The 21238-nt window shown below is 35.8% G+C and carries 15 protein-coding genes and 2 tRNA genes; 7 read left to right on the top strand and 10 right to left on the bottom strand.

The annotated features are described in order from the left end of the window. Positions 1-8 precede the first annotated feature (8 nt). The 3 genes from fusA to KO527_RS17500 all read right to left on the bottom strand — a co-directional run bounded on the left by fusA (position 9) and on the right by KO527_RS17500 (position 2731). The gene (gene fusA, locus KO527_RS17490; protein WP_216041572.1) at positions 9-2102 is read right to left on the bottom strand and encodes an elongation factor G; all 2094 of its coding nucleotides are present in this window, start codon (positions 2100-2102) and stop codon (positions 9-11) included. Positions 2103-2428: 326 nt separating this feature from the next. Beyond that, positions 2429-2521: transfer RNA gene (locus KO527_RS17495), tRNA-Ser, on the bottom strand. Positions 2522-2640: 119 nt separating this feature from the next. Continuing rightward, positions 2641-2731 (bottom strand) — tRNA-Ser (locus tag KO527_RS17500). A gap of 188 nt (positions 2732-2919) precedes the next feature. Here KO527_RS17500 and msrP point away from each other — a divergent pair. Both msrP and msrQ read left to right on the top strand, forming a co-directional pair. Further along, positions 2920-3924 carry a protein-methionine-sulfoxide reductase catalytic subunit MsrP gene (gene msrP, locus KO527_RS17505; RefSeq protein WP_216041573.1) on the top strand — a complete coding sequence of 335 codons (1005 nt, stop codon included), beginning with the start codon at positions 2920-2922 and terminating at the stop codon, positions 3922-3924. Between the two features lie 47 nt (positions 3925-3971). Further along, positions 3972-4619, top strand: a complete 648-nt coding sequence (gene msrQ, locus KO527_RS17510; protein ID WP_216041574.1) for a protein-methionine-sulfoxide reductase heme-binding subunit MsrQ — start codon at positions 3972-3974, stop codon at positions 4617-4619. A gap of 56 nt (positions 4620-4675) precedes the next feature. Here the strand turns inward: msrQ and KO527_RS17515 are convergent, their stop codons facing one another. Together KO527_RS17515 and KO527_RS17520 are read right to left on the bottom strand one after the other, a co-directional pair. Beyond that, a complete protein-coding gene (locus KO527_RS17515) occupies positions 4676-5362 on the bottom strand; it encodes a response regulator transcription factor (RefSeq protein WP_042151988.1) in 687 nt (228 codons plus the stop codon). Continuing rightward, positions 5359-6975 (bottom strand): HAMP domain-containing sensor histidine kinase, encoded by a 1617-nt coding sequence (locus KO527_RS17520; RefSeq protein WP_252733852.1) that lies wholly within the window; start codon positions 6973-6975, stop codon positions 5359-5361. The genes KO527_RS17515 and KO527_RS17520 overlap by 4 nt, the downstream gene beginning before the upstream one ends. A gap of 545 nt (positions 6976-7520) precedes the next feature. Between KO527_RS17520 and KO527_RS17525 the strand changes: the two genes are divergently transcribed. Continuing rightward, complete coding sequence (locus tag KO527_RS17525) at positions 7521-10079, top strand: HD domain-containing phosphohydrolase (RefSeq protein WP_216041576.1); 2559 nt, start codon at positions 7521-7523, stop codon at positions 10077-10079. Positions 10080-10173: 94 nt separating this feature from the next. Here the strand turns inward: KO527_RS17525 and KO527_RS17530 are convergent, their stop codons facing one another. The 4 genes from KO527_RS17530 to KO527_RS17545 all read right to left on the bottom strand — a co-directional run bounded on the left by KO527_RS17530 (position 10174) and on the right by KO527_RS17545 (position 12457). After that, positions 10174-11007, bottom strand: a complete 834-nt coding sequence (locus tag KO527_RS17530) for a YggN family protein (protein ID WP_216041577.1) — start codon at positions 11005-11007, stop codon at positions 10174-10176. Positions 11008-11272: 265 nt separating this feature from the next. Continuing rightward, positions 11273-11452 (bottom strand): hypothetical protein, encoded by a 180-nt coding sequence (locus KO527_RS17535; protein ID WP_216041578.1) that lies wholly within the window; start codon positions 11450-11452, stop codon positions 11273-11275. A gap of 85 nt (positions 11453-11537) precedes the next feature. Beyond that, positions 11538-11972: a MarR family transcriptional regulator gene (locus KO527_RS17540; protein ID WP_216041579.1), complete on the bottom strand. Its 435-nt coding sequence runs from the start codon at positions 11970-11972 to the stop codon at positions 11538-11540. 2 nt (positions 11973-11974) lie between these two features. Next, positions 11975-12457: a glutathione peroxidase gene (locus tag KO527_RS17545; protein ID WP_216041580.1), complete on the bottom strand. Its 483-nt coding sequence runs from the start codon at positions 12455-12457 to the stop codon at positions 11975-11977. 190 nt (positions 12458-12647) lie between these two features. Between KO527_RS17545 and KO527_RS17550 the strand changes: the two genes are divergently transcribed. After that, positions 12648-13298: a cytochrome b/b6 domain-containing protein gene (locus KO527_RS17550; protein WP_216041581.1), complete on the top strand. Its 651-nt coding sequence runs from the start codon at positions 12648-12650 to the stop codon at positions 13296-13298. A gap of 54 nt (positions 13299-13352) precedes the next feature. Here KO527_RS17550 and KO527_RS17555 read toward each other — a convergent pair whose 3' ends face one another. Then, entirely contained in the window at positions 13353-13817 is a 465-nt protein-coding gene (locus KO527_RS17555; RefSeq protein WP_216041582.1) for a cytochrome c, read from the bottom strand. 219 nt (positions 13818-14036) lie between these two features. Here KO527_RS17555 and KO527_RS17560 point away from each other — a divergent pair, with 219 nt between their 5' ends. From KO527_RS17560 to KO527_RS17570, 3 genes are all read left to right on the top strand, one after another. Further along, positions 14037-16367 carry a S8 family serine peptidase gene (locus tag KO527_RS17560; protein ID WP_216041583.1) on the top strand — a complete coding sequence of 777 codons (2331 nt, stop codon included), beginning with the start codon at positions 14037-14039 and terminating at the stop codon, positions 16365-16367. Positions 16368-16369: 2 nt separating this feature from the next. Next, positions 16370-16903: a hypothetical protein gene (locus tag KO527_RS17565; RefSeq protein WP_216041584.1), complete on the top strand. Its 534-nt coding sequence runs from the start codon at positions 16370-16372 to the stop codon at positions 16901-16903. Positions 16904-17226: 323 nt separating this feature from the next. After that, entirely contained in the window at positions 17227-20943 is a 3717-nt protein-coding gene (locus tag KO527_RS17570) for a S8 family serine peptidase (RefSeq protein WP_216041585.1), read from the top strand. Positions 20944-21238 lie beyond the last annotated feature (295 nt).

Genomic DNA, 21238 nt, shown 5'->3' on the forward strand with positions numbered 1-21238 from the left:
CAAATTAATTACTTGTTTTTAGCTGCTTTAGCTTCTTTTACGTCAGCAATTACTTTTTCAGAAACGCTGTTAGGACAAGGCATGTAATGACCAAATTCCATAGAGAATTGACCACGGCCTGATGTCATAGTACGTAAAGAACCGATGTAACCAAACATTTCTGAAAGAGGTACGTCAGCTTTGATACGAACACCAGTTGCACCAGCGTCTTGACCAGCAATCATACCACGACGACGGTTAAGGTCACCGATTACGTCACCAACATGATCGTCTGGCGTGAAAACGTCAACTTTCATGATAGGTTCGATTAGCTGTGCACCCGCTTTAGGGATAGACTGACGGAAAGCGCCTTTAGCAGCGATTTCGAAAGCAACAGCAGATGAATCAACTGCGTGGAAGCCACCGTCGTATAATTCGATTTCAACGTCAAGTACTGGGAAGCCGGCAAGAACACCTTCGTCCATCATTACTTTGAAGCCTTTCTCAACTGCTGGGAAGAATTCCTTAGGAACGTTACCGCCCACAACAGATGAAGTAAATACGAAACCAGAACCAGGTTCGCCAGGCTTGATACGGTAATCGATTTTACCGAATTGACCAGAACCACCAGATTGTTTCTTATGCGTGTAAGAATCTTCGATTTCAGACGTGATAGTTTCACGGTAAGCAACCTGTGGCTGACCTACTTCTAGCTCAACACCGTAAGTACGCTTAAGGATATCAACTTTGATATCTAAGTGAAGTTCACCCATACCTGAAAGGATTGTTTCACCTGAATCTTCATCAGTTTCAACGCGGAAAGTTGGATCTTCAGCAACCATTTTACCGATAGCAATACCCATTTTCTCAGTTGAACCTTTATCTTTTGGCTTAACAGAGATAGAGATTACTGGTTCAGGGAAAACCATTGCTTCTAGGATGATTGGATCTTTAGGATCACATAATGTATGACCAGTTTGAACGTTAGACTTCATACCAACGATAGCGATGATATCACCCGCTTGTGCAGAAGTAAGTTCGTTACGATCATCAGCCTGCATTTCACACATACGACCAATACGCTCAGTTTTACCTGTAGCAGCATTAAGAATAGTGTCACCTTTAGTAAGCGTACCTGAGTAGATACGAACGAAAGTAAGTGCACCAAAACGGTCATCAGAGATTTTAAATGCTAACGCTTTAAATGTTTCATCAGCAGAAACTGTAGCTACTGCGCCAGTTGGTTCGCCTTCTTCATCTGTAAGAGGTTGAGGATCAACATCTGTAGGACAAGGTAAGTAATCAACAACAGCGTCAAGGATTAATTGAACACCTTTGTTTTTGAATGCTGAACCACAGTAAGTTGGGAAGAAGTCCATTGTACGAGTACCTTTACGGATACAACGTTTGATTTCTTCCATAGATGGCTCTTCGCCTTCCATGTAAGCTTCTAAAAGCTCATCATCTTGCTCAAGAGCAGTATCTAAAAGCATTTCACGGTATTCTTCTACTTTGTCAACCATGTCCGCAGGAACATCAGTTACTTCGTAGTTTTCTGGAAGACCAGTGTCATCCCAAACGTATGCTTTACGAGTAAGAAGGTCAACAACACCAACGAAATCGTCTTCGATACCGATTGGTAAAACCATTACTAGTGGGTTAGCAGCTAGTACGTCTTGAGTTTGCTTAACAACGCGGTAGAAATCAGCACCCATACGGTCTAATTTGTTTACGAAGATAATACGTGCAACTTCTGATTCATTCGCATAACGCCAGTTAGTTTCTGACTGAGGCTCAACACCACCAGAACCACAGAAAACACCAACACCGCCATCTAATACTTTAAGTGAACGGTAAACTTCAACTGTGAAATCAACGTGTCCAGGAGTATCGATTACGTTAAAACGGTGATCTTTCCAGAAACAAGTAACAGCAGCAGACTGGATAGTAATACCGCGCTCAGCTTCCTGTTCCATGAAATCTGTTGTTGACTCACCATCATGTACTTCACCAGTTTTGTGGATCTGACCAGTAAGTTTCAAGATTCGTTCAGTTGTCGTTGTTTTACCAGCATCAACGTGAGCGAAGATACCAATATTTCTGTACTTTGATAAATCTGCCATTGTTCTACTCTTAAAGTTGCATTCAAAATGAATTCTGGAGTCACAGTATAAGCGAATTTTTAAATTTCTTCCGCTTTGACTCGATATTTGGGGCGCTATTATAAGGTAATGTGAACTAGATGGGAATAGAAGTTAAAAAAACAATGAACAAAAATGATACAAATTGATGTTTTTATGAAAAAAAACCTTGTTTAGAGATTTTAGAATGGTATTGATTGTTTTTTTAGTCGTTGATTTTAAAAGGTTAGATGAGATTTTGTGAAAGTTGTAAAATTATATCACAGAAACAAAAAAGACCTCAAAAGAGGCCTTCGATAAGAATTAAATGGCGGAGAAGGAGGGATTCGAACCCTCGATAGAGCTACAAACCCTATACTCCCTTAGCAGGGGAGCGCCTTCGGCCACTCGGCCACCTCTCCGACGCTTAATTTTAACGCATTAAAATGAACATAGATGTTCAAGTCTTCTTTTATAGGGAATTATTTAGATAAAGGAGTGAATTAAATCTAAATTATATTAATAACCTAGTAAAAAAAAGTGGCGGAGAGATAGGGATTTGAACCCTAGATGGGCTATAAACCCATGCCGGTTTTCAAGACCGGTGCATTCGACCACTCTGCCATCTCTCCGTTGGGGTGAGATAATACTTAGCTGATATGCTTGTGTAAATACTTAATTTGACTGTTTGCTTAAAATTCAGTCAAAAAAGTGAATTTAATTATAAATATATTAATTTTTAGCCCTTTTTAGATTTATTTGAACGTTTTTATTGAGTATTTCGTTCTAATTATGAGAGCGTTTTAAATTTGGAGTTGTAATGCTAATAAAAAATAAAGGTATAAATCACTTAACTGAAGCGCAAGTGACTGATGAATCGATTTATCATCAGCGCAGAGATGTGATAAAAAAAATGGGTTTTATTGGTGCCGGTGGATTATTAGCAAGTTCAAATGCTGCAAATGCCAATCCTTTTAGTTTTTTTAGTAAAGAAGAAAAACCATTATTTGAAACTAAACCGCTCGATTTTAAAGCGGCGGTACTTGATGAACAAAAGCGTACACCTGAAGCTAAAGTGATTTCTCATAATAACTTTTATGAATTTGGTACAAAAAAATCAGATCCCGTTGAAAATGCACAGCACTTTCAAGTAAAACCTTGGCAGTTAAAAATTCACGGTGAAGTGAATAAACCTTTTACACTGAATTATGATGATTTATATAAACAGTTTGCTTTAGAAGAGCGTATTTATCGGCTTCGCTGTGTAGAAGCTTGGTCTATGGTGATCCCTTGGCTTGGTTTTTCACTAGCTAAATTAATAAAACAAGCTGATCCAACTTCAGATGCTAAATATGTCGCATTTGAAACCTTGCATGATAAGGAACAAATGCCAGGTCAGCGTAGTCGTTTTGGTGGCATAAATTATCCTTATGTTGAAGGATTGAGAATAGATGAAGCGATGAATCCGCTGAGTTTTTTGGCAGTTGGTTTATATGGCAAAACGCTGCCACCTCAAAATGGTGCACCAATTCGGTTAGTGGTACCTTGGAAATATGGTTTTAAAAGCATTAAATCGATTGTTTCTATTAAATTAGTAAAACATCAACCACCAACAAGCTGGAATCAATTAGCACCGCAAGAATATGGCTTTTATGCCAATGTAAATCCTGATGTATCACACCCAAGATGGAGCCAAGCATCAGAAAGGCGCATTACTAGTGGTGGTTTATTTGATAGGAACCGTATAACAACTTTACCTTTTAATGGGTACGGCAAAGACGTCGCACATTTATATAAAGGCATGAATCTTAAAAAGTACTTTTAATATTTATCTAGTGAAGGGACTTTAGCCGGGTAAAAGAGGTAATAGTAGTGAAGTTAAAAACCAAAGATAAAATCATATTATTAAAAACCACATTACATTGTATTTTGTTTATGCCTGTAGTTTTTGTGTTTTATTTGGCGATACAAGATCAGCTAGGCGCAGATCCTGTACAAGAACTTACTCACTTTACTGGGCTAAGTGCACTTAAGGTTTTACTTTTAGGCTTAATAATTAGTCCTTTAGCACCAAAAGTTAAATTTATACCTTTAATGCAAGTAAGGCGACTTGTTGGCTTGTATGCATTCTTTTATGCAAGCTTGCATTTATTAAGCTTTTTCATATTTGATTTACAGCTTGATTGGCCATTATTATTCAGTGAGATTGTAAAACGCCCTTATATAACAGTTGGTATGTTTGCTTGGCTGGTATTGCTGCTGCTTTCTATAAGTTCACCAATGTTTATTAGGAGAAAACTAGGTAAACGTTGGCAGCCATTACATAACTTAATCTATATAACCGTGCCTATTGTGGTTTTACATTTTTATTGGTCATTAAAGTCTGGTTGGATAGAGCCGGTAATTTACTTGCTTATTACACTGGTTTTACTCAGTTGGAGAAAACAAAAGATAAAACGTTTATTATCAAAATGGAGATTTAAGGGGCAATCTAAAGAGCATAATATTAAGCAAACCTAGGCTTAAAAATAAGGTTAAGAAACCTCAAGTTATGAGGTTTCTTAACGTTTAAGGTATTAACACTCAACTAAGCGATATCCAATACCACGTTTTGTTTCAACCATACTGATTTGTTTATCATTTAATTCGAACATTAATTTCTTTCTTAATTTACCTATATACACATCAACGACATTGGTCATAGGGTCCATGTCCATACCCCAAACATTAGTTAATATGCGCTCTCTGCTTAGGTACTTTCCTGGATGTGTCATTAATAATTCTAATATCGCCATCTCTTTTACGGTAAGAGACACTTCTTCTTCATTTAAAGTAACAACATAGCTATCACGATCAAAGTTGATAGGTCCAAATGATAAAGCGTCACTATTGGTTTTAGTGGCTTGTGTGCGTTTAGATACAACTTCAATTCTTGCTAACAACTCATCATATGCAAATGGTTTAGTAACATAATCATCAGCACCTAAGCGCAAGCCTTTGACAATATCTTGAGACTCATCCATAGCTGTAAGCATGATAATTGGCGTATGATTTTGTTTTATTCGTAAAGCTTGACAGACTTCTAAGCCATTTAAGCCTGGTAACATTATATCCAATAAAATAAGTTTAAAGTCACCTTCAAGTGCCAATGCTAATCCTTCTTTGCCATCTGCAGCACGTACAATAAAGTAGCCTTCAGCTCGTAATCCACGCTCTAAAAAACTGGCTACACGATCGTCATCTTCAACTAATAAAATTCTCATTTAATTTCAGCCTTTTCTTTAAAGTGCCATGGCAATAATACGGTTGCAGTACTGCCTTGGGCATTTTTATTCGGTTTTAAAGTTATATGTCCTTCGTGAGCATCAATAATTGCTTTGGCAACAGGTAAACCCAAGCCAGAACCAGAAGTGACACTACGATTACCACGATAAAATCGTTCAAATACTTGTTGCTGCTCATTGTCAGTAATGCCAATGCCTTGATCTATTATTTTAACCGCAATAAATTCTTTATGCATAGATACTTTAATTTCATTTAAGGCACCTGTTTTAGAGTAGCTAAGCGCATTTTCTAATAAAATCATTAATACTTGTCGAATACGACGTTCATCAGCCTCAATATAAAGCTCGTCATCGGGTAAATTCAAAGATATTTCCTGTTGTTTTTCTTGTGCTTTTCTTTGATATTTTTCGAATAACTCGCTTATTAACAGTGAAATATTAAACTCGCTTCTTTGTAATGAGAGCTGTCCTGCGCTTGAGCGAGCAACTAACATTAAGTCTTCAATTAGTGCTGTAGTATGTTTTACTTCATCAATAATACAGCTTAGTACTTGTTTGTAATCATTGATATTGTCAGTGCTTCCTCTTAATACCACTTCAGACTCACCTCTAATAATAGTCAAAGGTGTACGTAATTCGTGGCCAATGTCAGCTAAAAATTGACGGCGCTGCTGATCTACTTGAGCTAACCGAGTATTACTTAATTCTAAGTCATAAGTTCTTTGTTGTACTTTTTCTTCAAGTGAGCGTTTTGCAATTGTGAGCTGATATTGCTGCTCAGATAATTGCTCAGCCATATTATTTAAAGACTCACCTAAAAATTGAAATTCAAAATCCTTTTGTGGTGCAATTCGGTAATCTAATTCGCCGTTACTAAACTCTTGTGTTGCACCTAATAATTGTTTTGTTGCTACATTAATACGGCGCCAAAAGTACCAAAATGTAAATAAGGTAAACAAGCTCATTACGCCTAATGCAGTTAATAATATTTGATTATTTTTATGATAAAGTTGATTTACACTTTTACGAATTTGTTCTGCTTGAAATTGCTCTTGTTTTACAGCTTTATCAATGAGTAAGTTAAACTCGGTATCTATATTTTGTTGTTGTAACAAGCTAAATAATTTTTTAGCCTGTGGCAATTTATCTTCAGCAACAAGCAATTTTATTTCGTTATTGGTTGTCAGTATTCGCTCTACTTTTTGCGAAATTTTATCATACGCTTGTAATTCAAGGTTGATATTTGCATGATTAGTGACACTTGATTTTTTTAGTAATATTTGGCGGATATCAAATAGGGACTGTCGCAATACTTGAGCTTTTTCTGCTTTTAACTGGGGGGTTTGTACTTGCCCTGTTCTGACTATTTCGCCCATGGCAATGAGCTTTTCTAAACTCAGTTTAGCCACATCAGAATATTTAATTAATATATCGTGAGTATAATCTGATTCTTGAGCGTGCTGATTATATTGATTTGAGCTGTCGAAATAGAAAAAACCAATTAGGCAACTAAGCATAAAAATAATGCCGAATGACAGTAGTAATTTATGGGTTAATTTACTGCATTTTAGCTTTTTAGTGACTGAGTTCAATAAAGATCCAAAGTAAGTTAGTTGCAGAGGTATATTAAGTATACCCATGAATTGAAATAAAAAAACTCGTTATAGTGAAAAAGCAAAGGAACGCAATAACGAGTTTAGGGTAATAAAAAATTAGGGCGTTAAAGTGGGTCTCATATTGTTAAGCCTTCAAGCAAAAATAAAGCAATATATGAAAACGCTAAAATGAAAAATTACCGACCAATTGCGATGAGAATATCACTATTAACACCACAACTGGTTAGTAATGCAGGAACGCGTGGTAACTATACTAATTGCTTGTAAATTCATCTTGTTGAATAGATTAAAATATCGTAATTGTTAATTAAAAATAACTTAAAGTATTTTCTGGTTTCATTGATATATCTCAAATTTTTTTGAATTTTAAGCGTATAATTGTATATGTTGATGACTTTTAGGTGATTTTAGGGGGATTTGTTGAAAGGTATTAAGTTATCTCTATTAAGCTATACAGGAATAGCTTTTACATTTTTTTATTGTTAAGCGCAGGAACTTTAATTGGTGTTAGTTATTATCGAATGGCTGATTATGCGTTTGAATCTGCTTCAAAGCAGTTTGATTTATCGATTGAAAGTGAAGTGAAAAATCTTCGTACACAGTTTACGCCCGCAGGTTATCGGCTAAAGTATATAACCAGTCGTAAAGAGTGGCAAGATTTTGAAACTTATCAAGCAGATTCTCGCTTAATTAAAGAGCTCGCAAACTATTTAACCATAGATGCTCTTGCCGACGCAGTTTATATCGGCTTTAAATCTGGAAATTTTATATCTGTTGATCAAATAAAATCACAAGCAGAACGAGTTAATTTAAAAGCGCCTCAAGATGCGATGTATTTAGTTAAGCTTATGCAGCATCAAAGTGAAGATGACAATCAATTCAAAATGATTTTTTTAGATCGATTACTAAATCAAATTGGTGAGCCATTAAGTATAAGTACAGCCTATAAAATATTTTCAAGGCCATGGTATCAAAGAGGTTTGATTAGTCCTTCGGCTTCGATTGTTGCACCCTATCAGGCATTTGACCGAAATAATAAAATAATGACCTTAGTGCAAAGTAGTATTGATAATGATGTTGTAGCGGGTATTGATATCAATATGATAGGGCTGTCTAATCAATTAAAAGCAAGTTATCTTGATAATAATACTGTGCAAGCCTTATTAAGTAAAAATAACAGTTTACTTGCTTATCAAAAGTTCGGTGTTTTATTTCCTCAAAGTGATGAGAATAAAAGTCAATTTTTTACTGAAAAAAGCAAAAAAGCTTTAGATATATTTGTTGATAAAAATCTTGACCAATATGGCTTGTCTAGTATCTTTTTTGAAAATGAAAAATGGCTCGGTAAAGTGGTTTCGATTAATCATTTAAAAGGAGTGAGTGTAAAGCTATTTGTAGCTATGCCAGAAGATGATATTTTAGCCGCTTCAAATTTTGCGCTAATAGAGAATTTGCAAATATCACTACTGATTGTACTGGCTTTTGTACCTTTAAGTTGGCTGTTTTCTCGGGGGTTGATACGCCCAATTCATAGAGTCGCTTTGCAAACTCAAAATATAGCAGGATTAAAGCTTGGGCAAGCAAATAATGAAAGATCTCATATTACTGAGCTTGCTGCACTTGAGGACAGCGTATTTGATATGCGGCATTCGTTACATCATTTTTTTGGTCTATTAGAAGTATTAGCCAAGGAAAAAAATTTGATGGTTTTATTGGAAAAAGTAAGCGCCAAGTCGTGTGTGATGTTAAAAGCTGATGCATCATTTATATTTTTAAACGATGCATCTCAAAAAAATATACTAAACCCTTTAGTGGCATGGAGTAATGGTAGTACCCTTAATATAGATGATTTTACGGAGATAGATATAGAAAGGCATCAGCAGACAAAAATCGATAAATTTATGTTAGGTGAAGTACAGTTTGTGCAACTCGATGCAGAGCTGAAAGCGGCTTTAGAAGTAGCCAAAGTTTACCCTGAAAATTCAGAAATAAATGCCTTGTTATTGCCTTTAATTGATCGTAATAATCAAATAATTGGTCTATTAGGTTTTAGCTTTTGCCATAAAATGGAAGAGAGTGAGCTTGAAAAAAGTAAAGGTATTGCAAGGGCTTTATCTGAATTTGTATCATTGGCAATTGAAGGGGATAAGTTATTTGAAAATCAAAAGCAGCTTATGAAATCATTTATTCAACTCATCGCGGGCGCAATAGATACTAAATCACCTTATACAGGGGCGCATTGTCAAAGAGTGCCAGAGCTTACTATGATGTTGGCACAAGAGGCTGCTAATTCAAATAAAGCGCGATTAAAAAACTTTAGCCTTTCTAGTGAACAATGGGATGAGCTTAAAATAGCTGCTTGGTTACATGATTGTGGCAAGGTCACAACACCTGAAGATGTTGTTGATAAAGCCTCCAAATTAGAGGCTATTTATAATCGAATACATGAAGTGCGAATGCGTTTTGAAGTATTAAGGCGAAATAAACCAAGTTCAGAACTCCCGTCTCAAGAGTTTGTGTTATCAGATAAAGCTGAGCATCGTATACCGCATATCGCCAATAAATTGGAACTTGATTCTCACCTTAGATTTAATATGAAGCGCCCAGAGTATAGATATAATTTGGGAGAATTACATAATTTAGTGATTGCCATAGGTACAATTAATGAGGAGGTGAGCTACATAATCAATCATCACATTGTTGAAACGATTAATATGTTAGAGCAATTACCTTTCCCTGATAACTTAAAAAGAGTGCCTGAGATTGCAGGTTCTCATCATGAGCAAATTAATGGTACAGGTTATCCACAAGGCTTAAAAGGAGATGAAATCTCTATCGAATCACGTATTTTATCTATAGCGGATATTTTTGAAGCTTTAACAGCAAGTGATAGGCCTTATAAGCCAGCTAAATCTTTAAGTCAAAGTATTGCAATTTTAGATTATATGAGGCAACAAAAGCATATTGATAGTGATTTATTTGAGTTGTTTTTAAGTTCGGATGTTTATTTAACTTATGCTCAAAAATTTTTAAAACCAGAGCAAATAGATGACGAAAATATAGCCCTTTATTTGAAGTGATTTTTGTAGGGCCTTAGCCTGAATTATTTTAAATTGATAAATAGAAAAGGCCACTAATGTGGCCTTCCTATTTTGATGACTGACTTTGGTTGGACTAGTGATTTACCGCAAATAAATCATAAGCTTTCAGTTCAGGTAAAAATTCTTGAAGTTGATCTTCTTGTTGCGCTAGTTTTTCCATTGAGCCACAAAGTGCTTCTGCTTTTTCTTCTAAGTTTTTAGCTTGAAGCTCTACTTTTTCTTCAATTTGTTTACCCATATTTTGCATGCGGTTTTCGAATTCATCCATATCTCCGCCTGAGCCGATAAGTTCAGAGCCAAGTGCAACTAATAAACCGCCAATTGAATCCATTACTGCAGCTTGCATTGCTTCTTCCATTTTATTTTCGAACGATTCGCCAAATGTATCGTCAATTGAATCAAATCCGTTTTGGCTCATTACAAAAGTACCGTCTTGATAAAATTGATCGTGAATTTCAACTGATAATTCATCCATTAATTCAGATATTGAATCCATGCTATTTAAACCAAATGCATTACCGACTTCATCAATTGCAATGCCCGCAATTTTTACGCCTTCTAGTGCGATATTGGCAACTTGTGGTAATTGCTCACGTAAGTTATCGGCATAGTTCTCAACAGTTTGTTGTTCTTGAGAATTTAAGTTAATAGCTTCATCGTTTATATATAAAGTACCATCTTGTTCGATTCGCATAATTTGATCATTTTGTGTTTGTATTTCAAGAGTATTTGGCTGAATGCGAACAGTATGTTGGAACGCCATATTACAGCTGTCAGATGAAATATTAATGCTATTTGAATTGTTATGAGCAAGTGCTGAACCAGATAATAGAGTTGAACCTAAAACAAGCGCTGTACCAAATGTTTTAGAATGTACTGATAATGTTTTTTTTGCGAATGTTGTCATGTTATGGCTTCCTGTATCTAAATAGTTATTATCTTTCCTGTTGATGTATAAGCTATTTCAATATCGATGCCATGTTTTTATTTTAAATTAAAACAATGAGTTATCTTTATTTTTGTATCGAGGGATTATTTGTGGTGTTAGTGTTTTAGCTAAAAAATGGTTAAATAAACAATTTAATAGCCAATTTATATCTGAGTATAAAAAACTAAGCTTTTTCGGCGATCAGTCTGTTGTCGAGAGTCTAACCAGCGGCCTCTATTTACTTTTACTTTTCTGCGATCTCTATTTTGTCTGCGTTCGATTTGATCCCATATTTGATTTTCTGATTTGTTTTTTTCATTTCTTTTTTAACAGTAGTTTCAGAAGCTTGTTTATTTTGATCTTTATTAGAATTTGTTGCTTTATCTGCATGTATTGTTGTTAAAAAATTGACTAAATCTTCCACTGATAAACCTTTATTGTTCTAATTTATTTATTGATTATGAACAATATATCGGCAGTAAAAGCAAAACTTAATGGTAAATATTACTTTATTTTAATTGTGCGATAAGCTGCTCTAATAAAGTTTTAAGCTGTTTGCCTTTTTCAGTATCGTAATCTGTTTGATTGATTAATTGTTGCGGTATGCAGGCTAGGTCTTGTTTTAACTGCCATCCTTTAGGTGTGAGCTTGATATCCACTTGCCTTTCATCAGATTTATTTTTTATTCGCTCTAACAATTGAGCTTGTTGCATACGTTTTAATAATGGCGTTAATGTATTGCTATTAAGTAATGATTTTTCGCCTATTTGTTTCACGCTAAGACCATCATCTTGCCATAAAATCATTAATACTATGTATTGCGTATAGGTCAGATTATATTGTTCTAAAAGCGGTTGATATAAACGCGTTACCAACCTAGACGCCGCATAAAGCGGAAAACATAACTGGTTTTCTAAAATTTGATGATCATTTGTTGGAGACATATTTATTTCGCTAATGCTTGTTGAATATATTGCTCTATTGCCGCGGGTTTGGTTGTAGGAGCAAAGCGCTTAATGGGCGTGCCATCACTGGCAATTAAGAACTTGGTAAAGTTCCATTTTATCTTGTTGCCAAACATACCTGGTAAGGCTGATTTTAGGTATTGATAAATAGGGTGGCTGTTCGCGCCGTTTACATCAATTTTTTCAAACATTTGAAAGTCTACGCCATAATTGATTAGGCAACCTTCAGAGATCTGGTTTGCATCACCGGGTTCTTGTTGGCGAAATTGATTACATGGAAAGCCTAAAATCACTAAGCCTTGATCTTTATACTCATCATATAATTTTTGCAAACCCTCATATTGCGGTGTTAATCCGCATTTGCTTGCCGTATTTACAATTAAAACTACCTTACCTTGATAGTCTTTCATATTAATATTTTGCTGCTGCAAGCTCATTGCTTGTAGTTGATAAAAATCAGACATAATTTTGTTCCTAATTATAAATTCAGCAAATTATATCGCGCACGATTTAATTGTCAATTATTGCACATTTATCACTTAGTGTTTGAACAGTCAAAATTGCTTTGTTGTCTCATTTTTACGCATATTATTTCGCTTTATGGCACAATAATGCATAAGCAAAGTATCGATTTTTATTGAGTTGGAGTTTAAAGTGGAAAAAATTAAAGTATGGGATGGTTTCATCCGCTTTTTTCATTGGTCATTGGTTTTACTGATAGCAGTACTTTACTTTTCTGGGGAAGAAGGGTGGATGGATGTGCATTTTGTAGCTGGCTATAGTGTATTATCTTTAATCATAGCACGTTTATTTTGGGGTTTTATTGGTAGTGATACTGCAAAATTAGCAGCTTTACTGCACTCTCCTAAAGCAGTTCTTAATTCTATTAAGTCAAATTCATATACCAGAGGCCATAACTCTGCAGGTAGCTATATGGTATTGGCGTTTTTCTGTTTACTGTTAGTTCAAGGTGTTTCAGGCCTAATGACAACTGATGATATCTTAACTGATGGGCCGTTAGTGCAATATGTCGCATCGAGTTGGGTTGAACTTGCCAGTAGTGTACATAAGTTGAATTTTGATATTCTTTTAATTGCGATAGCGATACATATTCTTGCTATTGTTGTTTATCGTATTCGAGGTAAAAATTTAGTTAAACCTATGATCACAGGGTTTAGTGCTGGATCGGAGCTTAAAGATGGTGAAATGAAATCTGGCTGGTGGGGCTTTTTGATCTTAGTTGTTATATTGAGTTTGGTTCTTTATATCTGGGGTTTAGAGCCATTAGAAATGCTTTTTTCATAAAGTATATTTAGCTGATAGAGCTGCAAGCCCTATCAGCTATGTTAAATCGACAAATTAGTCTTTAAAAGATTTATGACAATCTTTACAACCTTTAGCCCAATTACCAAATGCTTTCTTTATCTTACTTTTATCACCTGTAGCGGCGACAGTTGCTAATTCATCTGCATACATTTGAAAAGTAGTTGCTTTTTTCATGAACTTTTCATTATCAGACCAAATCTCTGGTAAAGCACTTGTTTTAGCTTTGCCCATTTCAGTACCTGCAACAAAAGCTTCCCATGGCATTTTTGATAATGCAGCAGCATTGTTAGCACGCATAGCAAAACGTTTAGCATCAAAAGGAACTTTACCTTTTAGCATCGCGCCCATATCACCAATTTGAGTGCCTATCATTGAAAATGCAGATTGGCGGTATTCAACAGCATCAGATGGTTTTTCAAAAGCAGTATTAGCAGTCGCTGATAGCGAAAGTAAACTAGCCGTTAGGCCAATAATCAAAAGTGACGGTTTTAAATTCATGGTATTTCCAATTTATTGTTTGGTTTTTATCCTTTTTACCTCAGTAATATTAAATGGGCAAATAAAAGCGCCCAATATCAGTAAAAAAGGGATAATTTTTCTGTAACCTAACAATCAACTTTGTATAAAAATTGAAAACAAATGTAAATAGCCTATTGAAGCAGGTTTTTATATTAGGTACTTTCTTTGGCGAAATAAAATAAAAACAATGGGAAATTTATGAAAAAGAATAATCTGAAGCTTTCAGTATTATCTACAGCTATTTTGCTATCTTTAGCAGGTTGTGGTGGAAGTGATTCTAAATCAAAGCCAGTTGAAGTTGTAGATGTAGCACCTACAGCTGCAAATGTTGTAATTGATTCAGCAAAACAATGGGTACCATCTACAGGTACTTTAAAAGCAGTAGACTCAAACGGTGATGCATTAACTGTAAGCTTCACTGAAAATGGTGAAGCTATCACAGCTGAAAATGGTGTATATACTTTCAGTCATGGTGTCTTAGAGTTAACTGGCCTTGACTATTCTTATGTATCTTTATCTGGTGAAGCAGTTGAAATTGATTATGCTGTATCTGCAAATGGTAAATCAGCATCTGCTAAAGTTGTAGTTTCTGAAGTTATTGGTGATCCACTTGCAAATCAACAATGGCATTTAAGGAATACTGGCCAAAAAGCGTATGCATTAAGTGATGAAATGAAATCTGGCTTAGTGGAACTCTACAAAGGTCGCGGTGAATCTGAAGAAGATGCGACAGCTAAAGTAAATGGCTGGTTTGAAGAAGAAGAGGCTAAACTAATTGCTGGCGAAGATATGAATGTTATGAGCGCTTATGCTCAAGGTGTAACAGGTCAAGGTGTAACAGCTGTTGTTGTTGATTCTGCACTTGAAATTCGTCATGAAGATTTAGAGCCTAATGTACTTCCTAACCGCTCATTAAATATTAAAGAAGGTGCTACAGATAAAACCGATCCCTCACCAACTTCAATTACTGGCGATCACGGTACATCTGTTGCTGGTTTAATTGCAGCAAAAGGCTGGAATGGATTAGGCGGACGTGGTGTTGCACCTGATACTAGCTTAATTGGTATGAATTATTTAGGTGGTGGCAATGTGCCTCAAACTGAATACTTAATTCATGGTTTCCCTGGTAGTGGTATAGCTAAAAGCGATAATGTAGGTGTGTTTAACCGTAGTTATGGTTTAGGTTGGCCAACACACTTTAGTTATTCAGAGCTAGATGAAGCAATAGAATCTTACCCTAATCTAAACTTACGTGATGGTAAGGGTGCTGTTACTATGAAATCAAGCGGTAATTCGTTTGGTGATGATGGTAATGAAGGTTCTTTATGTGAAGATAATGGTGCGAACGAACTAGGTTTAACTTGTTATAACGCTTCATTTGAACCAAGCCAAGTTCACCCTTACTATTTAAGTGTTGCAGCGGTTAATACAGATGGTAAACATACAAGCTATTCTGCGGCAGGTGCGAATGTATTTGTTTCAGCACCATCAGGTGAATATGGTCGTTATGCGCCAGCTATGGTGACAGCAGATCAAATGACATGTTTAAGTGGCTATTCTGGTTTTACTGGCCGTACCATTGCGGCGTGGACTGAGTTTTATGGCGAAGAATTTGTAAAATCACAGTTCCCATTTAATTTCCCAGGACATGAAGAAAATGCAAGCTGTAATTACACTTCAACTTTCAATGGTACATCTTCTGCTGCGCCAAATGCTTCAGGTGTTGTTTCATTAATTTTGTCAGCAAACCCAGAGTTAACTTGGCGTGATGTGCGTCATATTTTAGCATCTACAAGTACACAAAATGATGCTGATAATGCACAGGTGACATTTAAAATAGGTGAAACAGACTTTACTGCTCATCAAGGTTGGGTAGAAAATGCAGCTGGTTTTAAATTTAATAACCTATATGGTTTTGGTCGTGTAGATGCCGGTGCTGCAGTTGCTATGGCGAAATCTTATAATAAAGATTTCGGCGAACAAGTAATAACTGATTGGATTGGTTCAGGCTCAGCTGTAGATAGTGAAGCTATGACAAGTGAGATCCCTGATAATAATGCAGAAGGTTTGGTTTATAAAGTTGAAGTAACAGAAGAGTTAGCCTTAGAAGCGATGCAATTTAAATTTGATATCAGCAATGTTGATATGAATTATGGGTTGATTGATGGGACTCAAACGACAGCTGGTATGGATTTAGCAATTGAAGTTACTGCTCCATCTGGTACTAAAAGTGTCATTTTATCTTCTAAGCAAGCGATCACTTATCCTGCATACTCTTTTGAGAATGGTGAACAACCAGGCTATATTTTAAAAGACGGTGTTTTACTTTCCAATGCTTTTTATGGTGAATCAAGTAAAGGTGAATGGACTATTCGCATACTAGATACAAGCGCTGATACATTTGAAACATCAGATGGTGGTCAAAGTGATTGGGGGTTTGTTGGATACACAAATAATGCATCTGCAAGTATTTTAGAAGGCGTTGCAGTTAGAGCATATGGCCACGCATCTCAAGAAGTAGGAGAATAGATATGAAATTTAATAAAATAGCTGTATTAACTGCAAGTGCCTTATTATCAACATCAGTTTTTGCACAAGCTAACTCTGATAGAGAATTACTAAAGCCAGAAACTAAAGTAACTAAACATATCGTTCAAAAAGCTGACTTTGGTTCATATAAGGTTGAAAGAAACTTAGTTTATATTCCTAAGTCTGTTGCAAGTGCAAATAGCATAGTATCGACTAAAGGTAATATGGCAATTGTAAAATCTAATACTCCTGTTGAACGTGTTGCTAAAGGTACTTTAGTGCGAAATACGTTAACAAATGAAGTGTCAGCTTTATCAGGTAATATTTCTGTATTGCTTAAAAAAGGTATTTCAGCTAATCAAGTAACTGAAGAGACTGGTTTATCTTTAGTTTCAGCTTATGCTGGAACTCAAATTGCGGTACTAAAAGTAACTGGAAACCAGGATTTAATTGAAGCAAGTAAAAAGCTTAAAGCTTCAGGTTTAGTTAAAGTTGCTAGAATTGAAGTATTGGAAATGAGACATAAAGCGCATTAATTACTTTAGTTACTAATATGAAGGCGCATTTATATGCGCCTTTTTTATATCTTTAAATTACCTTTAATTAAAAATAATACGAATGCAATACCTATTTCGAAAACAAATGAAAGCTTCGATTTACATTCATTAACAATGTTGGTTTTTATTTATCTTGTTGTTTATTAAGTGGTTAGTTTATTTTTTCAGTGTGAGTTTCAATTTTATCTCTAATTTTGTTACTAATATGTTGCCTTTACTTGTCAAGTCATTTTATAGTGGGTAAAGAACACCATTTTTATTTATAAAATCAAAAGTACAGAATATTTATTCCAGGGGAAAATATGTCTACAAGTTTAATCAAAAAGTCAGCTGTAGCTTTAGCTGTAACCGGTGCATTAGTTGCAGCCAGCTCAGTAAGTGCTGCAACAGCAGAACAATATAATTTAAATAATAAAAAATTAATCAAACCTGAAGCTTCTGTAGCAATGAAGCAAAATGCATCAATCGCTTCTAGTTGGTTGGTTAAGCTAAAAACAGCGTCTATCTCTCAAACTAGTATGGCAAATGCCGCAAATATTGAAGCTGCACAAAATTCAGTAGAGAGCACTATTAGCTCAATGGATTTAAATGTAACTGTTTTAGCTAAAACATCGAAGTTAGTTAACTCTATTGTTGTTAAAGGCGATCAAAAAGAAGTTGAAAAACTATTAGCTCACGCTGAAGTAGAAAATGTATATCCAGTATATGATTATGATTTAGATATAGCTGATGGCGCAGATTACATTAAAGCAACTCCATTATTAGAAAGCGGTGTTGCAAATGGAGAGGGCGTTCGAGTTGCTGTTTTAGATACTGGTATTGACTATACTCATGCTGCTTTTGGTGGCGAAGGTACTTTAGAGGCTTACGCTGCAGCTGCAACTGATCCAGCAGATGCAGTATCTTGGCCACAAGGTCAAGTCAAAGGTGGTTGGGATTTTGTAAATAACGACCCTGATCCAATTGATGCGGGTACGAGCCATGGAACACATGTTTCTCACTCAGTTACAGGTATCGCTCCAAATGTAGAGTTATTTGTTTATTCAGTATGTAACAGTGGTTGTCCTGGTTTAGCACAATTATTAGCATTAGAATCTGCAATGGATCCAAATGGTGATGGTAATATTGAAGACCGTGTAGATGTTATCAATATGTCTTTAGGCGGTGACTATGGTGACAGAGCAACTGACGCTGTTGGTTTATTAATAAATGAAGCAGTGAGATTAGGCACAAACTTAGTTATTTCTGCTGGTAATGATGGAGCATATCCATTTATTGTTGGTGGTCCAAGTACATCAGAAAATGCACTTTCAGTAGGTGCAATGACGCATCCTGTATTAAAGTCAGCTGTTGTTTCAGGTGCTTTCTTAGGTGCTGAAGAAAGTGTAAATGCTTCAGGTTTTAACCCTGAAAAAGAATTTTCATTTGATAATACATCGGCTCCTTTAGTATATCCTGCAGATAATCAAATGGCATGTGACCCTTTTGCAGAAGGTACTGATTTTACAGGTAAAACGGTAATTGTTGATCGTGGTGCTTGTAACTTCACGCAAAAAGTAATAAATGCACAAGAAAAAGGTGCTTTGTTTGTTTTAATCGCTAATCATACACCTGGTGCAGGTGCTACTGCTCCTGGCGGTTCTGATCCGGCAGTAGCGATTCCTTCAGTTGGTATCAGCTATGAGCTTGGTATGTCATTGAAAGAAGCATTAGCTGGTGAAGATGAAGTTGTTTACTCAGTAGCTTCTGAGTTATTTGACCAAGAAGGTGCAATAGCATCATTTACATCTCGTGGTCCTTCAATGAATGGCTTATTGAAACCTGAAATTACAGCTCCAGGTGTTTCAATTATGACTGCAGAGCCTGGTACTGGAACTGAATTAGCTGGTGCGACAGGTACCTCTTTCTCTGGTCCAATGACAGCAGGTGCGATGAGTTTATTAAAAGAAGCACTTCCTGAACGCAATGCTTTTGAGCTTAAAGCAACAATTATGAATACTGCTAGCTTAAACGTGACTATGGAGCCAAGAGCAACTAACCCTGATACTACAATGGCACCTATTAGTTATATTGGTGCTGGTTTAGTTGATGTTGAAAAAGCATCTAATTTACCAGTTGCTGCATGGGCTAAAGATACTAAACAAGCAGCATTATCATTTGGTTTAGTAAATCTCGCTGAAAGTACTGAGCTAACAAAAACAGTACAAGTTAAAAACTTCTCAAATGAAGCTAAAACATACTCGCTAAGTTTAGAGCATCGTTTTGCTGATGATGTTGAGCGTGGTGCTATTGCGATGAGTTACCCTGAGTCTATTACAGTTCCAGCAGGTCAAGTATTCTCATTTGATGTTGTAGCAACAATTGATCCAGCTAAATTACCAGAATGGACTCTTAATTCAGGTAATGTAGGAACGCCAGAAGCAACTAATGACTTAACTACTTTAGAATTAGATGGTGCTTTAAACTTTTCTGAAGATGGCGAGCAAGCATTCCACTTAGTTTATCATGTATTACCTAAAGCGGCTGCATCAGTTGAAATTACACCAACTTTAACAGATGAGGGAACAGTTCATGTTTTAACTAATACTGGCTCTGTTGATTTTGAACCTATTTTTGCAGAAGTAACTGCTGTAGATGAAGCTGAAGGTGCGATGTTAGATCTCGTTTCAGCTTCTATTGAAACAGTTGCTGTTTCTCCAGAAGCTTGTGCATCTGGTTATGCAACATTTACGACACTTGTCATGGATAAAGGTTTCACTCATACATATATCGGCGGCTTTATGGCTGATTTCGATTTAGACCAAGATGGTGCGTATGATGTGACAGTGCAAAATGGTAAATTAGAGTGGTTCCGTGATGTTCCGGCAACACCTATTACATTCACTCATGGTTATGGCTCAACTAGTGGTGCATTAAATAATGCATACCATACTGTTGGTAATAACTTCCTTACATTGCAAAGTTGTTTAGGTGACTTTGGTCTAGAAGCCAAAGACTTAGATCAAGCAACTGCAACAGTACGTTTTCGTACAGAGGAAGAAACTTGGACACCAATTCCAAGCGCATCATTAGATGATGTAACTACTGAATATACATTTTCTCAAGCAAAAGTTGTTGCAGAACTTGTAAGTGCAAGTGGTGAAGGAACTATGTCGGTAAGTGCAAATGATGCAGAATCTATGTCTGTAGTTGATGTATTAAAACCTGGTGAATCAGCTCAGATTAATACTGCTGGTACTGACTTTATTGTATTATCAACTTCTGGCTCAAAAGCATTAAATGCTACTCCAGGTTCTGATCAAAATGTCGCTCCAGTAGTTACATCTGCTGAGTTCAATGTAGATGAAAATACAGCAAGCGAAACTGTAATTGGTCAGCTTGAAGTAACTTACCCTGCTGAATTTTCTAACCCTGTTGCAGAATATATCGTTTTAAATTCAACTTCTTCAGCTGTTAACGTAACTGCATCAGGTTCAGTGGTTGTTGCTAACGCTGAGCAATTAGATTTTGAAGCTGGTTTAACTATGATTGAACTTGAAGTTGTTGCTGTTAATACTTCAGGTGAAGTGTCTGAATCAGAAATGATTAAAGTTATGGTTAATAATGTTGCAGATTCTGCTCCTGAATTAACTGTTACTATGGTTACTGATACAGTTGCAGAAAATAATGAACGTACTTTAGTTGCTGATTTAACTGCAATGGTTCATGAAGCTGATGCGACTCTAGCTGGTTTTGAAGTGATGGAAGGCGATGCATTTGAAATTGAAGATGCGCAGTTATTCTTAAAAGCAGGTCAAGACTTTGAAGCAGGTGCTGAGCTTATGGCTAAAGTCGTTGCTAAAGACTCTGCTGAATTAATGTCTACAGCTTTTGAAGTGAAAGTAACATTAACGGATATTGATGAAACTCCAGTTGTTGTGCCTGAGCCTAAAAAGAAATCTTCATCAGGTTCTTTAGCTTGGTTAATGCTTCTTGCGACTCCTTTTGCATTCTTACGTAGAAGAAAATCTCAAAAGTAATTTGATTTTATAAAATCATATTTAAAAGGGCGCTTTATGCGCCCTTTTTATTTGTATTCACTCTAATTGAACTTAAACCAACTTAAGTTCCTTTTTTATATACTCCTGAATGTTTCATTTACATTTGTTAACAATGAGTGGTATTTTTATCTTGTTGTTTTTAAGCGTTTTAATTTTTTTATTGTTGTTATTGCAAATTAATTGTTAGTATTTTGTTGTTTTTGTTGTTTAAGTCATTTTATAGTGGGGCAGGAACACCGTTTTTTAGATAAACAATAATAAAGATTATTTATTC

The sequence above is a fragment of the Pseudoalteromonas sp. C2R02 genome (genome assembly GCF_018860845.1).
Lineage (GTDB): Bacteria > Pseudomonadota > Gammaproteobacteria > Enterobacterales > Alteromonadaceae > Pseudoalteromonas.

Excerpts from the sequence above, each read along its gene's own strand:
- msrP (WP_216041573.1), top strand. The coding sequence starts at position 2,920 with ATGCTAATAAAAAATAAAGGTATAAATCACTTAACTGAAGCGCAAGTG.
- fusA (WP_216041572.1), bottom strand. The coding sequence starts at position 2,102 with ATGGCAGATTTATCAAAGTACAGAAATATTGGTATCTTCGCTCACGTT.
- KO527_RS17560 (WP_216041583.1), top strand. The coding sequence starts at position 14,037 with ATGAAAAAGAATAATCTGAAGCTTTCAGTATTATCTACAGCTATTTTG.
- KO527_RS17530 (WP_216041577.1), bottom strand. The coding sequence starts at position 11,007 with ATGACAACATTCGCAAAAAAAACATTATCAGTACATTCTAAAACATTT.
- KO527_RS17525 (WP_216041576.1), top strand. The coding sequence starts at position 7,521 with ATGGCTGATTATGCGTTTGAATCTGCTTCAAAGCAGTTTGATTTATCG.
- KO527_RS17545 (WP_216041580.1), bottom strand. The coding sequence starts at position 12,457 with ATGTCTGATTTTTATCAACTACAAGCAATGAGCTTGCAGCAGCAAAAT.
- KO527_RS17570 (WP_216041585.1), top strand. The coding sequence starts at position 17,227 with ATGTCTACAAGTTTAATCAAAAAGTCAGCTGTAGCTTTAGCTGTAACC.
- KO527_RS17555 (WP_216041582.1), bottom strand. The coding sequence starts at position 13,817 with ATGAATTTAAAACCGTCACTTTTGATTATTGGCCTAACGGCTAGTTTA.
- KO527_RS17565 (WP_216041584.1), top strand. The coding sequence starts at position 16,370 with ATGAAATTTAATAAAATAGCTGTATTAACTGCAAGTGCCTTATTATCA.
- KO527_RS17540 (WP_216041579.1), bottom strand. The coding sequence starts at position 11,972 with ATGTCTCCAACAAATGATCATCAAATTTTAGAAAACCAGTTATGTTTT.
- KO527_RS17515 (WP_042151988.1), bottom strand. The coding sequence starts at position 5,362 with ATGAGAATTTTATTAGTTGAAGATGACGATCGTGTAGCCAGTTTTTTA.